Origin of the sequence: Aeromonas sp. 600276, assembly GCF_049175815.1 — a bacterium.
Lineage (GTDB): Bacteria > Pseudomonadota > Gammaproteobacteria > Enterobacterales > Aeromonadaceae > Aeromonas > Aeromonas dhakensis.
The window spans coordinates 1-21,772 of the sequence record NZ_JAAKVU010000005.1; the positions used below are offsets into that span (position 1 = coordinate 1).

Consider the following 21,772-nt stretch of genomic DNA (forward strand, 5'->3'; position numbering starts at 1 on the left):
TCGACTTGCATGTGTTAGGCCTGCCGCCAGCGTTCAATCTGAGCCATGATCAAACTCTTCAATTTAAGTTTGGTTGCTTCGAAAAGCGGCTCAATGAATTGCTGAATTAACTGCTGCAACTTAAAAGTTGCTTTGGTCACTTCATCAGACATTGAAAATCAAAAATTGTTTTTGATGCTCGATGCTGTGAGTGCCCACACAGATTGCTTGATTCAAATTGTTAAAGAGCGACGCAGCTTTTGGCTGCTGCGGGAGTGGCATTCTACTCAACCGCCTTCTCGAGTCAAGCCTTATTTGCAAAGGCTTTTCGAGGCTACCGACTCAGGCTTTGCGTTGCCGCTTGCCGTGTCGATGGAGGCGCATTATAGGGAGTGAATTCGTTCTGGCAAGAGGATAATTGCAAAAAGATGGCTTTCATCGTTCAACCGCTCACAAAGCCACCAAAAAGCATCTGAATCCAGCGAAATCAGCCTGCGACAGGTGCTGCAACGGCAAAATCATGCAGGTTGTCGTAGATGGCATCGGCCAGCTCAATCCCCGCATCAGTAATCGGCTTGCCTGTTCTGACCATGACCTTGTGACCGACCTTGGCATTGATGGCGGCTTTCAGGTCCGAAGGTTTGTCACCCACCATATAAGAGCGGCTCATATCGATACCGAGCTCCCGCTGGGCAAGCAACAGCATACCCGGTTCGGGTTTGCGGCAGTCGCAGGGGGCACCGTGGTCCGGGTGATGGGGGCAGAAGTAGATGCCATCGAGATCCACATCGCGATCGGCCAGGGACCAATCCATCCACTCGGTCAGGTTCATGAAGTCATCTTCAGTGAAGTAGCCACGGGCGATGCCGGATTGGTTGGTCACCACGACCAGCAAATAGCCCTTTTTCTTCAGCAATTGCATGGCCTCAATCACCCCGGGCAGAAAATGGAAGTCATCAACCTGGCTGACATAACCCGTGTCCTTGTTGATGACACCATCGCGATCCAGAAAAATGGCGGGTTTACTCACAGCAGCTACCTCTATTAATGATTTCGCAAAAGTATCTCACAGGCCATTTAAAGCCCCAAAAGTAAAAGGGGTGGCCGAAGCCACCCCTTTCATGTGTGCATATAAAGTATCGATTAAGCAATAACTTTAGCTACAACACCAGCACCTACGGTACGGCCACCTTCACGGATGGCGAAACGCAGGCCGTCGTCCATCGCGATCGGAGCAATCAGGGTAACAACCATCTTGATGTTGTCGCCCGGCATTACCATCTCTACGCCTTCCGGCAGTTCGATGGTACCGGTCACGTCGGTAGTACGGAAGTAGAACTGCGGACGGTAGCCTTTGAAGAACGGGGTGTGACGACCACCTTCTTCTTTGGACAGTACGTACACTTCAGATTCGAACTTGGTGTGCGGCTTGATGGTGCCCGGCTTGGCCAGTACCTGACCACGCTCTACGTCTTCACGCTTCACGCCACGCAGCAGCGCGCCAACGTTCTCACCTGCACGACCTTCGTCCAGCAGTTTGCGGAACATTTCAACGCCGGTACAGGTGGTCTTGGTGGTATCTTTGATACCCACGATTTCCACTTCTTCACCAACTTTAACGATACCGCGCTCTACACGACCGGTTACTACGGTACCACGGCCTGCGATGGAGAATACGTCTTCGATCGGCATCAGGAACGGCTGGTCAATTGCGCGCTCCGGCTCCGGAATGTAGGTGTCCAGGTGGCCAGCCAGTTCCAGGATCTTCTCTTCCCACTGAGCTTCGCCTTCCAGCGCTTTCAGTGCGGAACCACGTACTACCGGCAGGTCATCACCCGGGAAGTCGTACTCGGACAGCAGTTCGCGAACTTCCATCTCGACCAGTTCCAGCAGCTCTTCGTCATCTACCATGTCACACTTGTTCATGAACACGATGATGTACGGAACGCCTACCTGACGACCCAGCAGGATGTGCTCACGAGTCTGCGGCATCGGGCCGTCAGTCGCTGCTACTACCAGGATCGCGCCGTCCATCTGGGCAGCACCGGTGATCATGTTTTTAACGTAGTCGGCGTGACCCGGGCAGTCTACGTGAGCGTAGTGACGGGTAGCGGTGTCGTATTCTACGTGGGAGGTGTTGATGGTGATACCACGCTCACGCTCTTCCGGCGCCTTGTCGATCTGGTCGAAGGCGAAAGCTTTACCACCGAAGTGCTTGGCCAGCACGTTGGTGATGGCGGCGGTCAGGGTGGTTTTACCGTGGTCAACGTGGCCGATGGTGCCGACGTTTACGTGCGGTTTATTACGCTCAAATTTTTCTTTAGACACGACGTAGTCCTTCTAGGTTAAACCCGCCTACCGTCGTAGGCGGGGAATCTTAAATTACTTGGATTTGCGCTCTTCGATCACGGCCTGGGCGACGTTGGTCGGGGCATCGTGATACTTGGCGAATTCCATGGCGTAGGAAGCACGACCCTGGGTAGCAGAACGCAGGGAGGTGGCGTAACCGAACATTTCGGCCAGCGGCACCAGAGCACGTACGATCTTGCCGGACGGGCCATCTTCCATGCCTTCGATCAGGCCGCGACGACGGTTCAGGTCACCGATAACGTCGCCCATGTAGTCTTCCGGAGTCTCGACTTCGACCTTCATGATCGGCTCGAGCAGTACCGGGTTGGCCTTCATGAAGCCAGCCTTGAACGCCAGAGAAGCAGCGATCTTGAACGCCAGTTCGGAAGAGTCGACATCGTGGTAAGAACCGAAGTGCAGACGCACGCCCAGATCCATTACCGGATAGCCTGCCAGCGGGCCGGACTTCAGCTGCTCGCGGATACCCTTGTCAACACCCGGGATGAATTCGCCCGGAATGACGCCACCCTTGATGTCGTTGACGAACTCGTAGGCTTTGCCTTCTTCCAGCGGGTACATGTCGATAACGACGTGACCGTACTGACCACGACCACCGGACTGCTTGGCGTGCTTACCTTCGATATCCTTGACGGTGTTACGAATGGTTTCACGGTAGGCAACCTGCGGCTTACCTACGTTCGCTTCTACCTTGAACTCGCGACGCATACGGTCAACGATGATGTCCAGGTGCAGCTCACCCATACCGGCGATGATGGTTTGGCCAGACTCTTCGTCGGTCCATACGCGGAAGGACGGATCTTCCTGAGCCAGACGGCCCAGTGCCAGACCCATCTTCTCCTGGTCGGCCTTGGATTTCGGCTCAACGGCGATGGAGATTACCGGCTCTGGGAATTCCATACGCTCCAGGATGATCGGAGCGTTCTCGTCACACAGGGTATCACCGGTGGTGACGTCCTTCAGGCCGATGGCAGCAGCGATGTCGCCTGCACGAACTTCTTTGATCTCTTCACGCTTGTTGGCGTGCATCTGAACGATACGGCCAAAACGCTCGCGCTTCTCTTTAACGGAGTTCAGCACGGAGTCACCGGAGTTAACCACACCGGAGTAAACGCGGAAGAAGGTCAGGTTGCCCACGAACGGGTCGGTAGCAATCTTGAACGCCAGAGCAGAGAACGGCTCGTCATCGGAAGCGTGACGCTCGTCTTTGGTCTCGCCATCCAGCTTCAGACCGTCGATCGCAGCAACGTCAGTCGGTGCCGGCAGATACTCGATCACGGCATCCAGCATGGCCTGTACGCCCTTGTTCTTGAACGCGGAGCCACAGGTAACCAGGATGATTTCGTTGTTCAGAACGCGCTGACGAAGAGCTTTCTTGATCTCTTCCTCGGTCAGTTCTTCACCACCCAGGTATTTTTCCATCAGGTCTTCAGACGCTTCAGCAGCGGCTTCAACCAGGTTCATGCGCATTTCTTGCGCCTGTTCCAGCAGCTCGGCCGGCACGTCTTCGTAATCGAAGGAAACGCCCTGGTCAGCTTCGCTCCAGTTGATGGCTTTCATCTTGACCAGGTCGATAACGCCCTTGAAGTTCTCTTCTGAACCGATGTTCAGTTGCAGCGGAACCGGGTTACCTTTCAGACGGGTCTTGATGTGCTCAACGCAGCGCAGGAAGTTGGCACCGGTACGGTCCATCTTGTTGACGAACGCGATACGGGGAACCTTGTACTTGTTAGCCTGACGCCATACGGTTTCAGACTGGGGCTGTACGCCACCTACGGCACAGTACACCATCACGGCGCCATCCAGAACACGCATGGAACGCTCTACTTCGATAGTAAAGTCAACGTGGCCCGGAGTATCGATGATGTTGATACGGTGCGGTTGGAACTGTTTACCCATACCGGACCAGAAAGCGGTGGTCGCGGCGGAGGTGATGGTGATACCACGCTCTTGTTCCTGTTCCATCCAGTCCATGGTGGCGGCGCCATCGTGAACTTCACCGATCTTGTGACTTACACCGGTGTAAAACAGAACGCGCTCGGTAGTAGTAGTCTTACCGGCGTCGATGTGAGCGGAGATACCGATATTACGATAACGCTCAATGGGGGTTGTACGAGCCATTGTCATCCTCTTACTAGGGCACTTGTCCCCAGATAATTGAAGGTGCGCAGAGCCAAAAGACCCTGCGCAAGCGGATTACCAGCGGAAGTGAGCGAAGGCCTTGTTCGCTTCAGCCATACGGTGAACGTCTTCACGTTTCTTGACAGACGAACCCTTATTGTCAGCGGCATCCAGCAGCTCGCCAGCCAAACGCTGAGCCATTGATTTTTCACCACGTTTACGAGCGGCATCAACCAACCAGCGCATTGCCAGGGCATTGCGACGAACCGGACGAACTTCTACCGGTACCTGATAGGTTGCACCACCGACACGACGAGATTTAACCTCGACGGCCGGACGAATGTTGTCCAGGGCTTCTTCGAATACGGCCAGGTGCTCTTTGCCAGTCTTGGTGGCAATGATGTCCAGCGCGCCATATACGATGGCTTCGGAAACAGATTTCTTACCGTCAACCATTACTACGTTGACGAATTTAGCCAGCAGCTCTGATCCGAACTTGGGATCCGGCAGGATTTTACGCTGACCAACAACACGACGTCTTGGCATTTCAAATTCTCCGTAACTTCAGGGGTTACCCAAAACTAGAAAGTTATCTAACTAGAAACGAATTAACGTTTGGCCTTACTTAACGGAGAACCATTAAGCTTTCGGACGCTTCACGCCATACTTGGAGCGAGCCTGCTTACGGTCTTTAACACCGGCACAGTCCAACGCACCACGAACGGTGTGGTAACGAACACCTGGCAAGTCTTTTACACGACCGCCACGGATCAGAACAACAGAGTGCTCTTGCAGGTTGTGACCTTCACCGCCGATGTAGGAGGTGACTTCGAAGCCGTTGGTCAGACGTACACGGCACACTTTACGCAGTGCAGAGTTAGGCTTCTTCGGGGTGGTGGTGTATACACGAGTGCACACGCCACGCTTCTGAGGGCACGCTTCCAGCGCCGGCACGTTGCTTTTCACAACGAGCTTGATGCGTGGCTTGCGAACCAACTGGTTAATAGTTGCCATCAAAAGGCTCCTGATAATGACTTCATAAACATGTGAAAAATCCTCCCCGCAGATACGGGGACGCGAAATTTTATGCCCTGTTGTCAAGGGAGTCAAGATTTATACAATCCGTGTCGGGAAAGGCACGGCAGAATGTGTGTAAAGGCACGGTAAGTCACTGAAATTATTTTATAAAAACAGTTTCTAGCCACCCCAGGTCTGCGGCGAGCCTTTTTCGGCGATCAGCGCGACCAGGTCGGCCATCTCCAGATCCATCCCGATCCGTGACTGCAACCCCCTCGCCTGCAGGTCCTCCCGCATCACATAGAGCGGCACGCCTGTCAGCCGTTCGCTCCACAACGGGGCCGTTGCCGCGACGACGGCGTCCTGCATCAGCACCAACACATCCTCCGGCTGGCGATAGGCCAGAGCCTGCTCCAGCTCCCGGCTCTGGAAGGGAGACGTCAGTATCAGCTGTATCATGGCTACCTCAAAAACAGATGTGGGTACTGCAGTCGCCCCACTGGCGACGAATGTCGGATCGGGAGAGACCGGTCACCGGGATCAGCAGATCCTCGGGGGTCAGCCCCCGCTCCGTCAGCGAGTCGGTGCACACATAGACCTCCTCGATGTCGTACAGCTCGAGCATCTTGAAGGTCGGCGCATAGTGACGCTGCAAGATGGCCTGCGGCTGCTGGTCCTTGAGCAGTTGCAGCACGCCGTCCTCGATGAGAAACAGCGCCAGCGACTCCGTCATGGCAGAGGTGGCCAGCAGGGCGTCGAGACCTTCCCGGCCAGCCGCAGTACCATGAGGCCCGCGCCGGCAAATGAACGCTATCTTGTGCATGCTTCCCCCTAGAACTGGACAAAGCGATCGGCGGTCAGACTGGCTTCCGCCAGCTGGCCCAACCCGCTCAGGCAAAAGGGCACTTCCAGATTGAACTGCGCTCTGCCCATCCCCTTGGCTTCCTGCTCATCCAGTACACCACGACGCATGGCCGCCGCCACGCACACGTCGATACGGATCCCCTGCTGGATGGCGAGCTCGCGCCACAGGGCGACCAGGTTGCTCTCATCGGAGGCGGGAGCATGCAGACCGTTGCCGTTGCAGACCCCATCCTGATAGAAAAACAGGTGAGACAGTCGATGACCCTGTTCGATGACGCTCAGGGCAAAGCGATAGGCCGTGCTGGCCGACTGGGTACCATAGGCCGGCCCCGTCACCAGCAAGGCGAAATTGAGACTCATATCCGGACTCCTGCGCATGTATCAGCCCATTCTACGCCAAATACGAAAAAGCCCCTCCTGGGAGGGGCTCTTCGTACCGCCTTGGATCAGACGTAAGCGATGGCTTCGACTTCAACCAACACGTCCTTGGGCAGGCGCGCCACTTCCACACAGGAGCGAGCCGGGGCCGATTCACCGAAGTAACGGGCATAAACCTGGTTGAAGGCAACAAAGTTGTTCATGTCGCTGAGGAAACAGGTGGTCTTCAGCACCTTGCTGGTGTCGGCACCCGCTGCCTTCAATACTGCAACCAAGTTCTTCATAACCTGCTCGGCCTGAGCCTCGATGCCGCCAGCCACGATCTCCATGGTGGCCGGATCGAGCGGGATCTGCCCTGAGGTGAAGACCAGCTCGCCCAGTTTGGTGGCCTGAACATATGGACCAATTGCGGCAGGAGCCTTGTCGGTTGCAATAACTTCTTTAGCCATTCTTGTCTATCCCCTTCTATGGCGCTTATTCGTTTTCGTCTTCACCCTGCTTGCGCTGTCGGATGTACAGATAAACGGTGTGTTTGGAAATATTCAGTTTGTCGGCGACCAGGTTGATCGAGTCCTTAATATCAAATATGCCCTTCTCGAACAACTGGGTCACGATAAACCTGTTTTTGGCATTGTTGGCAACGGTCGGATCGCGGTTGATTTCGTCGATGGTATTGTCCACCGTCTGGGCAACCAGCTCTTCCACACTGTTGGCAAAGGTCTCCGGCGACTGACGCTCGACTTGTTGCGGCGTCGGGAAGAATTCGGCGACAAACTCGTGAAAAGGCGCATTGATGTGCAGGTTGATGCAGATAAGGCCGATCACCTGCCTGTCACTATTCCTGATGGCGATGGTGCTCGACTTCATCAGGGCGCCGGTGCGGCTGCGAGCAAAATAGCTCTGGGTGTAATCCTGGCCGGTATTCTCTATGTCCTTGAGCATACGCAGCGCGAGATCGGTAATGGGGGCCCCCTCATTACGTCCCGTATTGAACCCGTTGGCAATCTTGATCACGGACTCGTGCAGATTTTCCAGGGAGTGGAGCACCACTTCACAGTGCTTGCCGAACAGCTCAGCCAAGCCGTCGATAAGCCCATCGTATGAGCGCAACAATTCCCTGTCTTCGTCTGTAAAAGTGCGACCGATCAGTTGCTCTTCGGGAAGCATCACTTCCTCGATACCGACAGTCATGTTCTACCCCTGTAATACCCATTCAACTTTCCCGAGTTTTCAGTTGCGAGGGTTCAATGTCAACTTTTTTTGATTTTTTACTCCGCAACCTTGCTCTGGATCATCCGAATATCCGCGTGGCATCAGGCTTTGCCGAGAAAACAGCCAATAAAAAGGGCCCCATAAAGGGGCCCTTTTTCAATCACTGCAGCAGAAGATTACTCTTCGTCAAAGCTGCCGGCTGCGTTGAGCAGATCCGCCAGGTTTTGCTGAGCTTCATCGGCAGTCACCTGCGGTGCGGCAACGGCACGAGCGGCTGCGGCACGCTGGTTGATCCGGCTGTGGTGGTAGGCAAAGCCGGTACCAGCCGGGATCAGACGACCCACGATCACGTTCTCTTTCAGGCCACGCAGTTCGTCGCGCTTGCCGCCAACGGCAGCTTCGGTCAGAACGCGGGTGGTTTCCTGGAAGGAAGCCGCGGAGATGAAGGACTCGGTGCTCAGAGATGCCTTGGTAATACCCATCAGGATGTGACGGTAGGTGGCCGGGGTCTTGCCCTCAGCAACCAGCTTACGGTTGGCAATCTTCACGCGAGCAACTTCAACCTGTTCGCCTTCGATCAGGTCGGTGTCGCCAGCAGTCAGGATCTCGCACTTGCGCAGCATCTGACGAACGATGACTTCGATGTGCTTGTCGTTGATCTTAACGCCTTGCAGACGGTAAACGTCCTGCACTTCGTTGGCGATGTAGTTGGCGACCGGGCTGATACCGCGCAGACGCAGGATATCGTGAGCAGACTCAGGACCGTCCGCCAGCACTTCACCCTTCTCAACTTTTTCACCTTCGAACACGTTCAGGTTACGCCACTTCGGAATCATCTCCTCGTAGACGTCGCCACCATCGGTCGGGGTGATGACCAGACGGCGTTTGCCCTTGGTCTCTTTCCCGAAGGAGATGGTACCGGAGATCTCGGCCAGGATGGCCGGCTCTTTCGGTTGACGTGCTTCGAACAGATCCGCAACGCGCGGCAGACCACCGGTGATGTCCTTGGTACCGCCGGACTCTTGCGGGATACGCGCTACCGCGTCACCCACGCCCACGTTGGCACCATCTTCCAAGTTCACGATCGCCTTGCCCGGCAGGAAGTACTGGGCGGCTACATCGGTACCCGGGATCATCACGTCCTTGCCGTTCAGGTCGACCAGTTTCACGGTCGGACGCATCTCTTTACCGGCGCTCGGACGCTCGTTGACGTCCAGCACGACGATGGAGGAGAGACCGGTCAGCTCGTCGGTCTGACGAGTAATGGTCACGCCGTCGATCATGTGTTCGAAGTGCAGGCGACCCGCCACTTCGGTGATGATCGGGTGAGTGTGCGGATCCCAGTTGGCGACGGTTTCACCGGCGCTCACGGCCTGGCCATCCTTCACTTCCAGCACGGCACCGTAAGGCAGCTTGTGGCTTTCCTTGGTACGGCCCATCTCGTCCATGATGGTCAGTTCGGTAGAACGAGAGGTGATAACCAGTTTGTCGTCGCTGTTGTGAACGAACTTGGCGTTCTGCAGCTTGATACTACCGGTGTTCTTGACCTGGATGCTGCTCTCGGCAGCGGCACGGGATGCGGCACCACCGATGTGGAAGGTACGCATCGTCAGCTGGGTACCCGGTTCACCGATGGACTGGGCGGCGATAACACCGACAGCCTCACCCTTGTTAACCAGGTGACCACGGGCCAGATCACGGCCGTAGCAGTGAGCACAGTTACCGAAGTCGGTCTCACAGGTGATGGCAGAACGTACCTTCACGCGGTCGACGGAGTTGCGCTCCAGCAGGTCACACAGCTGCTCGTCGAGCAGGGTGTTGCGTGCTACCAGCACTTCGTCTTCGGTACCCGGCTTGATCACGTCATCGGCAACCACACGGCCCAGCACGCGCTCACGCAGCGGCTCGACCACGTCGCCACCCTCGATCAGCGGAGTCATCCACAGACCTTCGGTAGTGCCGCAATCGTCCTCGGTGATCACCATGTCCTGTGCCACGTCTACCAGACGACGAGTCAGGTAACCGGAGTTCGCAGTCTTCAGTGCGGTATCCGCCAGACCCTTACGAGCACCGTGAGTGGAGATGAAGTACTGCAGTACGTTCAGACCTTCGCGGAAGTTCGCCACGATCGGCGTCTCGATGATGGAGCCATCCGGCTTGGCCATCAGGCCACGCATACCGGCCAGCTGACGAATCTGGGCTGCGGAACCCCGCGCACCGGAGTCGGCCATCATGAAGATGCTGTTGAACGAGGCTTGCTCTTCTTCTTCACCCAGCGAGTTGACGTTACGCTCTTTGGACAAGTTCTCCATCATGGCCTTGGATACACGCTCGTTGGCGCTGGCCCAGATATCGATAACCTTGTTGTAACGTTCGCCCGCGGTCACCAGACCGGACAGGAACTGGTCCTGGATCTCGGCGACTTCGGCTTCGGCAGAAGCGATGATGTCCTTCTTGGCATCCGGGATGACCATGTCATCGATACCAACGGACGCACCGGACAGGGCCGCGTAGTGGAAACCGGTATACATCAGCTGGTCAGCGAAGATAACGGTGTCCTTCAGGCCCTGCTTGCGATAGCAGGTGTTCAGCAGACGAGAGATCAGCTTCTTGCCCAGCGCCTTGTTGGAGACGCACTTGATCCAGTTCTGCGGGTTGGCATCCAGATCAGCCTGTTCGGCGGCAGTCAGCACCTTCGGCTCGTCGATCAGGGCGTATTCCATGCCTTTCGGCAGGATCAGGCTCAGGATCGCACGACCAACGGTGGTGTTCTTCATCTCGGTCTTGGCAACCAGTTCACCGGCTTCGTTCTTCACGTACTCGGTGATGCGGCACTTGACGCGCGCATGCAGGTCGGCCAGGCCGGCACGGTAGACCTTCTCGGCCTCTTTCGGACCGGACAGCACCATACCTTCGCCCTTGGCGGCGATACGGGCACGGGTCATGTAGTACAGACCCAAGACCACGTCCTGAGACGGAACGATGATCGGCTCACCGGAGGCAGGCGACAGGATGTTGTTGGTGGACATCATCAGCGCGCGCGCTTCCAGCTGGGCTTCCAGGGTCAGCGGTACGTGGACCGCCATCTGGTCACCGTCGAAGTCCGCGTTATAGGCGGCACAGACGAGCGGGTGCAGCTGGATGGCCTTGCCTTCGATCAGGGTCGGCTCGAACGCCTGGATACCCAGACGGTGCAGAGTCGGTGCACGGTTCAGCAGGACCGGGTGTTCGCGGATCACTTCGTCCAGGATGTCCCAGACAACAGCTTCTTCGCGCTCAACCATCTTCTTGGCGGCCTTGATGGTGGTCGCCAGGCCGCGAGTTTCCAGCTTGCCATAGATGAAGGGCTTGAACAGTTCCAGCGCCATCTTCTTCGGCAGACCGCACTGATGCAGGCGCAGGGTCGGACCTACGGTGATAACGGAACGACCGGAGTAGTCGACACGCTTACCGAGCAGGTTCTGACGGAAACGACCTTGCTTACCCTTGATCATGTCGGCCAGGGATTTCAGCGGGCGCTTGTTGGAGCCGGTAATGGCACGGCCACGACGGCCGTTGTCCAGCAGGGCATCCACGGACTCTTGCAGCATGCGCTTTTCGTTGCGCACGATGATGTCCGGTGCAGCCAGATCCAGCAGACGCTTCAGACGGTTGTTACGGTTGATCACGCGACGGTACAGATCGTTCAGATCGGAGGTCGCGAAACGGCCGCCGTCCAGCGGTACCAGCGGACGCAGGTCCGGCGGCAGCACAGGCAGCACTGTCATGATCATCCACTCCGGCTTGTTGCCGGACTGCAGGAAGGCTTCCATCAGCTTCAGACGCTTGGTGGTCTTCTTGCGCTTGGTCTCGGAGTTGGTCTGATCCAGCTCTTCGCGCATGGTGCGCACTTCGCCTTCCAGATCGATGGCGCGCAGCAATGCCAGGATTGCTTCGGCGCCCATCTTGGCGTCGAATTCGTCACCCCACTCTTCCAGTGCGTCCAGGTACTGCTCTTCGGACAGCATCTGGCTGCGCTCGAGGTTGGTCATGCCGGGTTCGATCACTACATAGGATTCGAAATACAGCACGCGCTCGATGTCACGCAGGGTCATGTCCAGCAGCAGGCCGATACGGGACGGCAGGGACTTCAGGAACCAGATGTGGGCAGTCGGGCTGGCCAGCTCGATGTGGCCCATACGCTCACGACGGACCTTGGTCTGGGTCACTTCTACGCCGCACTTCTCACAGATCACACCACGGTGTTTCAGGCGCTTGTACTTGCCGCACAGACACTCGTAGTCCTTCACCGGTCCGAAGATACGGGCGCAGAACAGACCATCACGCTCCGGCTTGAAAGTCCGGTAGTTGATGGTCTCAGGCTTTTTGACCTCACCGAATGACCAGGAGCGGATCATGTCAGGAGAGGCCAGACCGATCTTGATACTGTCAAACTCTTCGGTCTTGGTCTGAGCCTTCAAAAACTTGAGTAAGTCTTTCACGTGTTTCCCCTGTCAGGAGTCTAACCTCGGCGCCCCTCTCGGGGCGCCCACGTCAATTCTCGAACAATAAGAGCGAGCTCTTACTCTTCGTCCAGCTCGATGTTGATACCCAGAGAGCGGATTTCCTTCAGCAATACGTTGAAGGATTCGGGCATGCCCGGCTCCATACGGTGGTCGCCATCCACGATGTTCTTGTACATCTTGGTACGGCCATTCACATCGTCAGACTTGACGGTCAGCATCTCCTGCAGGGTATATGCCGCACCGTAAGCCTCCAGGGCCCACACTTCCATCTCACCGAAACGCTGACCACCGAACTGCGCCTTACCACCCAGCGGCTGCTGGGTAACCAGGCTGTAGGAGCCGGTAGAACGCGCGTGCATCTTGTCGTCTACCAGGTGGTTCAGCTTCAGCATGTACATGTAACCCACGGTGACCTTACGCTCGAAGGCGTTACCGGTACGACCGTCGAACAGGGCGATCTGACCGGATTCCGGCAGGTCGGCCAGCTTCAGCAGGGCCTTGATTTCACGCTCTTTGGCGCCATCAAATACCGGCGTTGCCACCGGCAGACCCTTGCGCAGGTTACCGACCAGGGTACGTACGTCGTCGTCGGACAGCTCGGCCACGTTCACTTGCTGGGTGTCTTTCTCGCCCAGGTCATAGACCTGTTGCAGGAAGTCACGCATCTCGTGCAGTTCGCGCTGTTCCTTGACCATGCGGTCGATCTTCTCGCCGATACCCTTGGCCGCGAGGCCCAGGTGCACTTCGAGGATCTGACCGATGTTCATACGGGACGGTACGCCCAACGGGTTCAGAACGATGTCGACCGGACGGCCGTACTCGTCATGGGGCATATCCTCGACCGGACAGATCTTGGAGATAACACCCTTGTTACCGTGACGACCCGCCATCTTGTCACCCGGCTGGATGCGACGCTTGACGGCCAGATAGACCTTGACGATCTTCAGTACGCCCGGCGCCAGGTCATCGCCCTGGATGATCTTGCGACGCTTGTTCTCGAATTTCTTGTCGAACTCGGCCTTCAGCTCAACGTGCTGTTCAGCGATCTGTTCCAGCTCGATTTGCTTGGCTTCATCTTCGATGGCCAGTTCAAACCACTTGGAGCGATCGAGCTTGTTCAGACGGTCTTCGCTGTAACCGGCGGCCAGCAGCAGGTTGCGGGAGCGGCCGAAAATGCCGTCTTCCAGGATCTTGAACTCTTCGGTCAAGTCCTTCTTCGCTTCCTTCAGCTGCATCTCTTCGATTTCTTTGGCGCGCTTGTCTTTTTCCACGCCATCGCGGGTAAAGACCTGCACGTCAACCACGGTACCGTACACACCGTTCGGCACACGCAGGGAAGAGTCCTTCACGTCGGACGCCTTCTCACCGAAGATGGCGCGCAGCAGCTTCTCTTCCGGAGTCAGCTGGGTCTCACCTTTCGGAGTCACCTTGCCGACCAGAATGTCGCCGCCCTTCACTTCCGCACCCACGTAGACGATACCGGACTCGTCCAGCTTGGACAGAGCGGCTTCACCCACGTTCGGGATGTCGGCAGTGATCTCTTCCGGACCCAGCTTGGTGTCACGGGAGATACAGGCCAGTTCCTGGATATGGATGGTGGTCAGGCGATCTTCCTGAACAACACGCTCATTCACCAGGATCGAGTCTTCGAAGTTGTAACCGTTCCACGGCATGAACGCGACGCGCAGGTTCTGACCCAGCGCCAGTTCACCCAGGTCGGTGGACGGACCGTCAGCCAGTACGTCGCCCGCCATTACCGGCTCGCCCAACATCACGCACGGACGCTGGTTGATACAGGTGTTCTGGTTAGAACGGGTGTATTTGGTCAGGCTGTAGATGTCGATGCCGGCTTCGCCAGGCAGCAGCTCATCTTCGTTGACCTTGATAACGATACGGGAGGCATCGACGTAGTCGATCATGCCGCCACGCTTGGCCACTACGGTAACACCGGAGTCAACGGCCACAGCGCGTTCCATACCGGTACCAACCAGCGGCTTGTCGGCGCGCAGAGTCGGTACAGCCTGACGTTGCATGTTTGAACCCATCAATGCGCGGTTCGCGTCATCGTGTTCCAGGAACGGGATCAGGGCCGCTGCCACAGAGACGATCTGTTGCGGGCTCACGTCCATATACTGGATCTGGTCGGCGTTCATAAAGGTGGATTCACCTTTGTGACGGCACGGGATCAATTCATCTTTCAGACGGCCATCTTCAGTGGTCGCGGCGTTAGCCTGTGCGATCACGTACTTGCCTTCTTCAATAGCAGACAGATAGTCCACTTCGTCGGTGATCACACCGTCAATGACCTTGCGGTACGGGGTCTCGAGGAAACCGTACTCGTTGGTACGAGAGTACACGGACAAGGAGTTGATCAGACCGATGTTCGGACCTTCAGGAGTCTCGATGGGGCACAGACGACCGTAGTGGGTCGGGTGTACGTCTCGAACTTCAAAGCCGGCACGCTCACGAGTCAAACCGCCCGGGCCCAGCGCGGAGATACGGCGCTTGTGGGTCACTTCGGACAGCGGGTTGTTCTGGTCCATGAACTGGGACAGCTGGCTGGAACCAAAGAACTCTTTGACTGCGGCGGAGATCGGCTTGGCGTTGATCAGATCCTGCGGCATCAGGGTGTCCAGGTCGCCCAGGGAGAGACGCTCCTTGACCGCACGCTCGACACGTACCAGACCGACACGGAACTGGTTCTCGGCCATTTCACCGACAGAACGGATACGACGGTTACCCAGGTGGTCGATATCGTCCACTTCGTCGTTACCGTTACGGATGTCGATCAGGCGCTTCATCACATCGACGATGTCGTCTTTGGTCAGAGTGCCCACGCCGGTCTCGTCTTCACGAGCCAGACGGCGGTTGAACTTCATCCGACCTACGGTAGACAGATCGTAACGCTCGGAAGAGAAGAACAGGTTCTCGAACAGCTGCTCTGCGGCTTCGCGAGTCGGCGGCTCACCCGGACGCATCATGCGATAGATTTCGACCAGGGCTTCCAGGCGGCTGGAGCTGGAGTCGATACGCAGGGTCTCGGACATGTAGGCACCGTGGTCCAGTTCGTTGGTGAACAGAACCTCGAAGTGCTTGAAGCCAGCTTGGGAGAGATTGGCTACCGCTTCCAGGCTCAGCGCCTGGTTGGCAGTCACTACCATCTCGCCAGTTTGCGGATGTGCGTAGTCCTTGGCAGCAACTTTGCCAACAACATACTCAACCGGTACCTCAATCTGGGTAACGGAATCTTTTTCCAACTGACGGATGTGACGCGCAGTCACTCGACGACCGGTCTCAACCACCACGGCGCCATTGGCCACGATGTCAAAGGTCGCAGTTTCACCACGCAGGCGCTCCGGCACCAGATCCATCATCAGCTTGCCATCTTTGACTTCGAAACCGATGGTCTCGAAGAAGGTGGCCAGAATCTGTTCGGAACTGAAATCCAGGGCACGCAGAATAATGGATGCCGGCAGTTTGCGACGACGGTCGATACGGACAAACAGGTTGTCTTTCGCATCGAACTCGAAGTCCAGCCAGGAGCCACGGTAGGGAATAACGCGAGCGTTATACAACACCTTACCGGATGAATGTGTTTTGCCTTTATCGTGGTCGAAGAAGACGCCCGGGCTGCGGTGCAGCTGGGAGACGATTACCCGCTCGGTACCATTGATGACAAAGGTGCCGTTTTCGGTCATGAGCGGAATTTCGCCCATGTATACTTCTTGTTCCTTGATGTCTTTGACGGTGCCGGCAGCTGCTTCACGGTCGTACAGAACCATACGAAGCTTGACACGCAGCGGCGCGGAGTAGGTCACTCCACGGATCTGGCATTCTTTTACGTCAAATACCGGCTCACCCAGGCGATAGCTGACATACTGAAGCTCAGCACTACCGGAGTAACTGGTGATCGGGAAAACGCTACGGAAAGCGGCCTCTAGGCCATATTCACCTTCCGGGTCAGCCTCGATGAACTGCTTGAAGGAGTCCAGCTGAATGGACAACAGATAAGGCGTGTCCAGTACCTGGTCTCGCTTACCGAAGTCCTTACGAATGCGTTTTTTTTCGGTATAAGAGTAAACCATAGGGTTCCTCAGCTCGCTGATAAGTGACCCACTCTGTCCCACGGGACAGCTCTGTCTCAACACCGTTTTGTGTTGGCCCGGACGAAAGAAAACAGTCCGGATTGCTGGTGCACCGAGAGTCGTAAACGGTGTGAAATGCTCTCAGTCTACAGCGCAAAAAGGCTGGTGAACAAAAATTCACCAGCCCTAGCCTGTTTTATCAGGCTAATCTACATAAATGCAGATTATTTGATCTCAACAGAAGCACCGGCAGCTTCCAGCTCTTTCTTCAGAGCTTCAGCTTCGTCCTTGGACACGCCTTCCTTCAAGTTAGCCGGGGCAGCTTCTACCAGATCTTTGGCTTCTTTCAGGCCCAGACCGGTAGCGCCACGAACGGCTTTGATAACGGCAACTTTGTTGGCGCCAGCAGCAGTCAGAACTACGTCGAACTCGGTCTTCTCTTCTACTGCTTCAGCAGCAGCCGGGCCGGCCATTACGGCAGCAGCGGCAGAAACACCGAACTTCTCTTCCATAGCTTCGATCAGCTCAACAACTTCCATTACGGACATGGAAGCAACGGCTTCGATGATTTGGTCTTTAGTGATAGACATGACAAAAATTCCTGATGTTGAATAAACTCAAACAGCCTAGATAGGCGAGAATCAAGCAGCAGCTTGTTTCTGGTCGCGAACAGCAGCGATAGTACGAACCAGCTTGCCAGCAGAGGCTTCCTTCATGGTAGCCATCAGCTTCGCAATTGCTTCTTCGTAAGTCGGCAGCGTGGCCAGACGATCAATTTGTGCTGCGGCGATAAACTCACCGTTAAAAGCGCCAGCCTTGATTTCGAACTTTTGGTTCGCTTTGGCAAACTCTTTGAACAGACGAGCTGCAGCGCCCGGGTGTTCGTTAGAGAAAGCAATCAAGGTAGGACCGGTAAATGCGTCGTTCAGGCACTCGTATTCGGTACCTTCTACCGCGCGACGCAGCAGGGTGTTACGCACAACGCGCATGTACACACCAGCTTCACGAGCGGTTTTACGCAGGACGGTCATCTTGTCTACAGTCACGCCGCGAGAATCGGCAATCACTGCAGAAAGAGCGCCTTTGGCAGCTTCGTTGACTTCAGCAACAATTGCCTTTTTGTCTTCGAGTCCCAATGCCATTGGCTTAACTCCTGGATTGAATCCGGGTCAATTGACCCAGTACTGACACATCCCCCCTACCTTTACAACAGAGGGGAACGATGCGGTAGCAGGATTCCAGAAGAGAAAGAATCTTTCTCGCTGGGTTTCCGGCACCGTCTACGCAGGAAGTATTAAGGCCAAGCGGCCTCCTGCGGTCTTGGACGGAGGTCGAAGCCCCCAACCAATCAAGGCGCAAAATTATAGATTAAATTTTGCGCCTTGTAAAATCCATCAATTAGGCCTGAGCTTCCAGAGTAGCTTGGTCTACGGCAACACCGGCACCCATAGTGGTGGAGATGCTTACCTTCTTGATGTACTGACCCTTGGCGGAGGACGGCTTGGCCTTTTTCAAGGCAACCAGCAGAGCTTCCAAGTTCTCTTTCAACTGAACTTCGTTGAAGGAAACTTTGCCCAGGGTAGTGTGAATGATACCGTTCTTGTCGTTACGGTAACGAACCTGACCAGCCTTAGCGTTCTTGACGGCTTCAGCTACGTTCGGGGTTACAGTACCAACTTTCGGGTTCGGCATCAGGCCGCGCGGGCCCAGGATTTGACCCAGTTGACCAACAACGCGCATGGCATCCGGGGATGCGATCACGACGTCGAAGTTCATTTCGCCTTTCTTGACCAGATCGGCCAGGTCATCCATGCCAACCAGCTCAGCACCGGCAGCTTTGGCGGCTTCGGCGTTGGCACCTTGGGTGAACACGGCTACGCGTACATCACGACCGGTACCGTGCGGCAGTACAGTAGCACCACGTACGTTCTGGTCAGATTTACGAGCATCGATACCCAGGTTAACGGCAACGTCAACGCTTTCAACGAACTTGGCGGTAGCCAGTTCTTTCAGCAGGGCAATGGCTTCGTTGATGGAGTACTCTTTGGTACCGTCAACTTTTTCGCGAATAACGCGCATACGCTTGGACAGTTTAGCCATTGTCTTACTCCTCCACTACCAGGCCCATGGAACGAGCGGAGCCGGCGATGCAACGTACTTTTGCATCCAGATCGGCACCGGTCATATCCGGCTCTTTGGTCTTGGCGATTTCTTGCAGCTGGGCAACAGTCACCTTACCAACCTTGTCCTTGTTCGGCTTGGCGGAACCAGACTGGATACCAGCAGCTTTCTTCAGCAGGAAGGAAGCGGGCGGAGTCTTGGTTTCGAAGGTGAAGGAACGGTCGCTGTAAACGGTGATCACGACCGGAGTCGGAGAACCTTTTTCCAGCTTCTCTGTACGAGCGTTGAACGCTTTACAGAATTCCATGATGTTAACACCGTGCTGACCCAGAGCAGGACCAACGGGAGGGCTGGGGTTAGCACTGCCAGCCTTAACTTGCAGCTTGATATAAGCTGTGACTTTCTTAGCCATTACAAAAATACCTCAGAAATGGGTTCTAACGCCTCGGAGACATGCTCCTGCAAACGGCTCCCCAACTAATAAAGGGGCAGCGAATTATAATGACATTCGCTGCCCCTGACAACCGTTAACGAACAGAGTTTAATCAGCCTTTTTCGACCTGACCAAAATCCAGCTCTACCGGAGTAGAACGGCCGAAGATCAGTACGGAGACCTTCACGCGGCTCTTTTCGTAGTCCACCTCTTCAACGGTACCGTTGAAATCGGCGAACGGACCATCGGCAACCCGCACCATCTCACCCGGTTCAAACAGGGTTTTCGGACGCGGCTTGTCGTGGGCATCTTGCAGACGATTGAGGATGGCATCCGCTTCCTTATCAGAGATAGGAGCAGGACGATCAGAGGTGCCACCGATGAAGCCCATGACGCGCGGTACGTTGCGTACCAGGTGCCATGTGGTTTCATCCATGATCATCTGAACCAGGACGTAGCCCGGGAAAAACTTGCGCTCACTCTTGCGCTTCTGGCCAGCACGCATCTCGACCACTTCTTCGGTCGGGACCAGCACTTCACCGAACATGTCTTCCATGCCATGCATCTTGATATGTTCACGCAGGGATTTGGCGACACGGCCTTCATAGCCGGAAAACGCCTGCACGACATACCATCTCATACGCTGTTCACGTTGTTCAGTCATGGCTTATCCTTACACACCGGTAATCAGGTTGACCAACCAGACCAGGGCACCGTCCAGTACGAACAGCAGCAGCCCCATCACGGCAGTCACCGCCAGCACAATCAGGGTTGTCTGAATGGCTTCCTGACGGGTCGGCCATACGACCTTGCGTACTTCCAGGCGAGACTCACGGGCAAATGCCAGTGTTGCCTTTCCCTTGGTGGTTTGCAGGGCTACTGCACCGGCAGCAGCAATGACAACGACCACACCCAGGGCGCGGACGGCAGCGACAACATCGTTGAGCAGGTAATTACCCACTACAGCGGCCGCCAGGATAATGAAAACCAGGCCCCAAAGCAGGGTATCCTTGCTTCCGCCCTGGCTCTCAGAACTAACACTCATACAACCCACCTGTATCTGACGTAACCAAAGACACAAAAGCCCCGTACGAGACGAGGTATATGGCAGGGGCGGCAGGACTCGAACCCGCAACCATCGGTTTTGGAGACCGCTGTTCTACCAATTCGAACTACGCCCCTGCATAAGAAAGCCCCTATTATAGGGGCTTTGCTTTATTTATGTAAGCCAAAGATTAAGCGATAACTTTAGCTACAACACCAGCACCTACGGTACGGCCACCTTCACGGATGGCGAAACGCAGGCCGTCGTCCATTGCGATCGGCGCAATCAGGGTAACAACCATCTTGATGTTGTCGCCCGGCATGACCATCTCTACGCCTTCCGGCAGTTCGATGGTACCGGTCACGTCGGTAGTACGGAAGTAGAACTGCGGACGGTAGCCTTTGAAGAACGGGGTGTGACGACCACCTTCTTCTTTGGACAGCACGTACACTTCAGATTCAAACTTGGTGTGCGGCTTGATGGTGCCCGGCTTGGCCAGTACCTGACCACGCTCTACGTCTTCACGCTTCACGCCACGCAGCAGCGCGCCAACGTTCTCACCTGCACGACCTTCGTCCAGCAGTTTGCGGAACATTTCAACGCCGGTACAAGTGGTCTTGGTGGTATCTTTGATACCAACGATTTCCACTTCTTCACCAACTTTAACGATACCGCGCTCTACACGACCGGTTACTACGGTACCACGGCCTGCGATGGAGAATACGTCTTCGATCGGCATCAGGAACGGCTGGTCAATTGCGCGCTCCGGCTCCGGAATGTAGGTGTCCAGGTGGCCAGCCAGTTCCAGGATCTTCTCTTCCCACTGAGCTTCGCCTTCCAGCGCTTTCAGTGCGGAACCACGTACTACCGGCAGGTCATCACCCGGGAAGTCGTACTCGGACAGCAGTTCGCGAACTTCCATCTCGACCAGTTCCAGCAGCTCTTCGTCATCTACCATGTCGCACTTGTTCATGAACACGATGATGTACGGAACGCCTACCTGACGACCCAGCAGGATGTGCTCACGAGTCTGCGGCATCGGGCCGTCAGTCGCTGCTACTACCAGGATCGCGCCGTCCATCTGGGCAGCACCGGTGATCATGTTTTTAACGTAGTCGGCGTGACCCGGGCAGTCTACGTGGGCGTAGTGACGGGTAGCGGTGTCGTATTCTACGTGGGAGGTGTTGATGGTGATACCACGCTCACGCTCTTCCGGCGCCTTGTCGATCTGGTCGAAGGCGAAAGCTTTACCACCGAAGTGCTTGGCCAGCACGTTGGTGATGGCGGCGGTCAGGGTGGTTTTACCGTGGTCAACGTGGCCGATGGTACCCACGTTAACGTGCGGTTTATTACGCTCAAATTTTTCTTTAGACATGATCGTCCCTCTAAACTAACGCTGAGTACGCGGTGGCAAGCTAACCACAGAACAGTTTATATGATGGATTTGAATCTGGTGGGGAAGAGAGGCTGGTGCTGACAGGCTGGTTCGATTGCCGAACTCACCCTAGGGTGTGACTCTGCTATCGCCTGAGCCAATCAGCATCTTGGAGCGGGCAGCGGGAATCGAACCCGCATCATCAGCTTGGAAGGCTGAGGTAATAGCCATTATACGATGCCCGCATTTCTCTAACCCAAAGAACTCAAA

The 21,772-nt window shown here is 55.8% G+C and carries 19 protein-coding genes, 2 tRNA genes and 1 rRNA gene; all 22 read right to left on the minus strand.

Annotation, left to right across the window (positions count from 1 at the left end; translation table 11 throughout):
• Nucleotides 1–65: ribosomal RNA gene (locus G5134_RS06285) — 16S ribosomal RNA — on the minus strand; the annotation flags it as partial.
• A 401-nt stretch (nucleotides 66–466) separates the two neighbouring features.
• Nucleotides 467–1,009 (minus strand): D-glycero-beta-D-manno-heptose 1,7-bisphosphate 7-phosphatase, encoded by a 543-nt coding sequence (gmhB, locus tag G5134_RS06290; protein ID WP_010635852.1) that lies wholly within the window; start codon nucleotides 1,007–1,009, stop codon nucleotides 467–469.
• 113 nt (nucleotides 1,010–1,122) lie between these two features.
• On the minus strand, nucleotides 1,123–2,307 hold the full coding sequence (gene tuf / locus G5134_RS06295) for an elongation factor Tu (protein ID WP_005306325.1): 1,185 nt from the start codon (nucleotides 2,305–2,307) through the stop codon (nucleotides 1,123–1,125).
• Between the two features lie 54 nt (nucleotides 2,308–2,361).
• Complete coding sequence (fusA, locus tag G5134_RS06300; RefSeq protein WP_005306261.1) at nucleotides 2,362–4,467, minus strand: elongation factor G; 2,106 nt, start codon at nucleotides 4,465–4,467, stop codon at nucleotides 2,362–2,364.
• Between the two features lie 75 nt (nucleotides 4,468–4,542).
• A complete protein-coding gene (gene rpsG, locus G5134_RS06305) occupies nucleotides 4,543–5,013 on the minus strand; it encodes a 30S ribosomal protein S7 (RefSeq protein WP_005306266.1) in 471 nt (156 codons plus the stop codon).
• 93 nt (nucleotides 5,014–5,106) lie between these two features.
• On the minus strand, nucleotides 5,107–5,481 hold the full coding sequence (rpsL, locus tag G5134_RS06310) for a 30S ribosomal protein S12 (protein ID WP_005306278.1): 375 nt from the start codon (nucleotides 5,479–5,481) through the stop codon (nucleotides 5,107–5,109).
• A gap of 183 nt (nucleotides 5,482–5,664) precedes the next feature.
• Nucleotides 5,665–5,943 (minus strand): sulfurtransferase complex subunit TusB, encoded by a 279-nt coding sequence (gene tusB, locus G5134_RS06315; RefSeq protein ID WP_017788704.1) that lies wholly within the window; start codon nucleotides 5,941–5,943, stop codon nucleotides 5,665–5,667.
• Between the two features lie 7 nt (nucleotides 5,944–5,950).
• The gene (gene tusC, locus G5134_RS06320; protein WP_065018529.1) at nucleotides 5,951–6,307 is read right to left on the minus strand and encodes a sulfurtransferase complex subunit TusC; all 357 of its coding nucleotides are present in this window, start codon (nucleotides 6,305–6,307) and stop codon (nucleotides 5,951–5,953) included.
• 8 nt (nucleotides 6,308–6,315) lie between these two features.
• Nucleotides 6,316–6,708, minus strand: coding sequence for a sulfurtransferase complex subunit TusD (gene tusD, locus G5134_RS06325; RefSeq protein WP_065018528.1), 393 nt, complete (start codon nucleotides 6,706–6,708; stop codon nucleotides 6,316–6,318).
• Nucleotides 6,709–6,794: 86 nt separating this feature from the next.
• On the minus strand, nucleotides 6,795–7,175 hold the full coding sequence (locus G5134_RS06330; protein ID WP_005306289.1) for a RidA family protein: 381 nt from the start codon (nucleotides 7,173–7,175) through the stop codon (nucleotides 6,795–6,797).
• Nucleotides 7,176–7,200: 25 nt separating this feature from the next.
• The gene (locus tag G5134_RS06335; protein ID WP_010635848.1) at nucleotides 7,201–7,917 is read right to left on the minus strand and encodes a helix-turn-helix transcriptional regulator; all 717 of its coding nucleotides are present in this window, start codon (nucleotides 7,915–7,917) and stop codon (nucleotides 7,201–7,203) included.
• Between the two features lie 197 nt (nucleotides 7,918–8,114).
• A complete protein-coding gene (gene rpoC / locus G5134_RS06340) occupies nucleotides 8,115–12,419 on the minus strand; it encodes a DNA-directed RNA polymerase subunit beta' (protein WP_005306298.1) in 4,305 nt (1,434 codons plus the stop codon).
• 80 nt (nucleotides 12,420–12,499) lie between these two features.
• The gene (gene rpoB, locus G5134_RS06345; protein ID WP_010635847.1) at nucleotides 12,500–16,528 is read right to left on the minus strand and encodes a DNA-directed RNA polymerase subunit beta; all 4,029 of its coding nucleotides are present in this window, start codon (nucleotides 16,526–16,528) and stop codon (nucleotides 12,500–12,502) included.
• A 224-nt stretch (nucleotides 16,529–16,752) separates the two neighbouring features.
• Complete coding sequence (gene rplL, locus G5134_RS06350; protein ID WP_005306304.1) at nucleotides 16,753–17,118, minus strand: 50S ribosomal protein L7/L12; 366 nt, start codon at nucleotides 17,116–17,118, stop codon at nucleotides 16,753–16,755.
• A gap of 51 nt (nucleotides 17,119–17,169) precedes the next feature.
• Complete coding sequence (rplJ, locus tag G5134_RS06355; RefSeq protein WP_005306307.1) at nucleotides 17,170–17,670, minus strand: 50S ribosomal protein L10; 501 nt, start codon at nucleotides 17,668–17,670, stop codon at nucleotides 17,170–17,172.
• 256 nt (nucleotides 17,671–17,926) lie between these two features.
• Nucleotides 17,927–18,628 (minus strand): 50S ribosomal protein L1, encoded by a 702-nt coding sequence (gene rplA, locus G5134_RS06360; protein WP_005306309.1) that lies wholly within the window; start codon nucleotides 18,626–18,628, stop codon nucleotides 17,927–17,929.
• A gap of 4 nt (nucleotides 18,629–18,632) precedes the next feature.
• On the minus strand, nucleotides 18,633–19,061 hold the full coding sequence (gene rplK, locus G5134_RS06365) for a 50S ribosomal protein L11 (RefSeq protein ID WP_005306313.1): 429 nt from the start codon (nucleotides 19,059–19,061) through the stop codon (nucleotides 18,633–18,635).
• Between the two features lie 133 nt (nucleotides 19,062–19,194).
• Nucleotides 19,195–19,722, minus strand: coding sequence for a transcription termination/antitermination protein NusG (gene nusG, locus G5134_RS06370; RefSeq protein ID WP_019840195.1), 528 nt, complete (start codon nucleotides 19,720–19,722; stop codon nucleotides 19,195–19,197).
• A 33-nt stretch (nucleotides 19,723–19,755) separates the two neighbouring features.
• Nucleotides 19,756–20,127, minus strand: coding sequence for a preprotein translocase subunit SecE (gene secE, locus G5134_RS06375; RefSeq protein WP_005306322.1), 372 nt, complete (start codon nucleotides 20,125–20,127; stop codon nucleotides 19,756–19,758).
• A 60-nt stretch (nucleotides 20,128–20,187) separates the two neighbouring features.
• Nucleotides 20,188–20,264, minus strand: a tRNA-Trp gene (locus tag G5134_RS06380).
• A gap of 53 nt (nucleotides 20,265–20,317) precedes the next feature.
• On the minus strand, nucleotides 20,318–21,502 hold the full coding sequence (gene tuf, locus G5134_RS06385) for an elongation factor Tu (RefSeq protein WP_005306325.1): 1,185 nt from the start codon (nucleotides 21,500–21,502) through the stop codon (nucleotides 20,318–20,320).
• Nucleotides 21,503–21,672: 170 nt separating this feature from the next.
• A tRNA-Gly gene (locus tag G5134_RS06390) sits at nucleotides 21,673–21,747 on the minus strand.
• Between the last annotated feature and the right edge of the window lie 25 nt (nucleotides 21,748–21,772).

What these genes read in the sequence shown, in the direction of transcription:
- rplA (WP_005306309.1), bottom strand. Translation starts at nt 18,628, where the DNA reads ATGGCTAAACTGTCCAAGCGTATGCGCGTTATTCGCGAAAAAGTTGAC.
- tusD (WP_065018528.1), bottom strand. Translation starts at nt 6,708, where the DNA reads ATGAGTCTCAATTTCGCCTTGCTGGTGACGGGGCCGGCCTATGGTACC.
- tusC (WP_065018529.1), bottom strand. Translation starts at nt 6,307, where the DNA reads ATGCACAAGATAGCGTTCATTTGCCGGCGCGGGCCTCATGGTACTGCG.
- rplL (WP_005306304.1), bottom strand. Translation starts at nt 17,118, where the DNA reads ATGTCTATCACTAAAGACCAAATCATCGAAGCCGTTGCTTCCATGTCC.
- nusG (WP_019840195.1), bottom strand. Translation starts at nt 19,722, where the DNA reads ATGAGATGGTATGTCGTGCAGGCGTTTTCCGGCTATGAAGGCCGTGTC.
- rplK (WP_005306313.1), bottom strand. Translation starts at nt 19,061, where the DNA reads ATGGCTAAGAAAGTCACAGCTTATATCAAGCTGCAAGTTAAGGCTGGC.
- rpsG (WP_005306266.1), bottom strand. Translation starts at nt 5,013, where the DNA reads ATGCCAAGACGTCGTGTTGTTGGTCAGCGTAAAATCCTGCCGGATCCC.
- rpoB (WP_010635847.1), bottom strand. Translation starts at nt 16,528, where the DNA reads ATGGTTTACTCTTATACCGAAAAAAAACGCATTCGTAAGGACTTCGGT.
- rplJ (WP_005306307.1), bottom strand. Translation starts at nt 17,670, where the DNA reads ATGGCATTGGGACTCGAAGACAAAAAGGCAATTGTTGCTGAAGTCAAC.
- tuf (WP_005306325.1), bottom strand. Translation starts at nt 21,502, where the DNA reads ATGTCTAAAGAAAAATTTGAGCGTAATAAACCGCACGTTAACGTGGGT.
- tusB (WP_017788704.1), bottom strand. Translation starts at nt 5,943, where the DNA reads ATGATACAGCTGATACTGACGTCTCCCTTCCAGAGCCGGGAGCTGGAG.
- fusA (WP_005306261.1), bottom strand. Translation starts at nt 4,467, where the DNA reads ATGGCTCGTACAACCCCCATTGAGCGTTATCGTAATATCGGTATCTCC.
- secE (WP_005306322.1), bottom strand. Translation starts at nt 20,127, where the DNA reads ATGAGTGTTAGTTCTGAGAGCCAGGGCGGAAGCAAGGATACCCTGCTT.
- rpsL (WP_005306278.1), bottom strand. Translation starts at nt 5,481, where the DNA reads ATGGCAACTATTAACCAGTTGGTTCGCAAGCCACGCATCAAGCTCGTT.
- G5134_RS06330 (WP_005306289.1), bottom strand. Translation starts at nt 7,175, where the DNA reads ATGGCTAAAGAAGTTATTGCAACCGACAAGGCTCCTGCCGCAATTGGT.
- G5134_RS06335 (WP_010635848.1), bottom strand. Translation starts at nt 7,917, where the DNA reads ATGACTGTCGGTATCGAGGAAGTGATGCTTCCCGAAGAGCAACTGATC.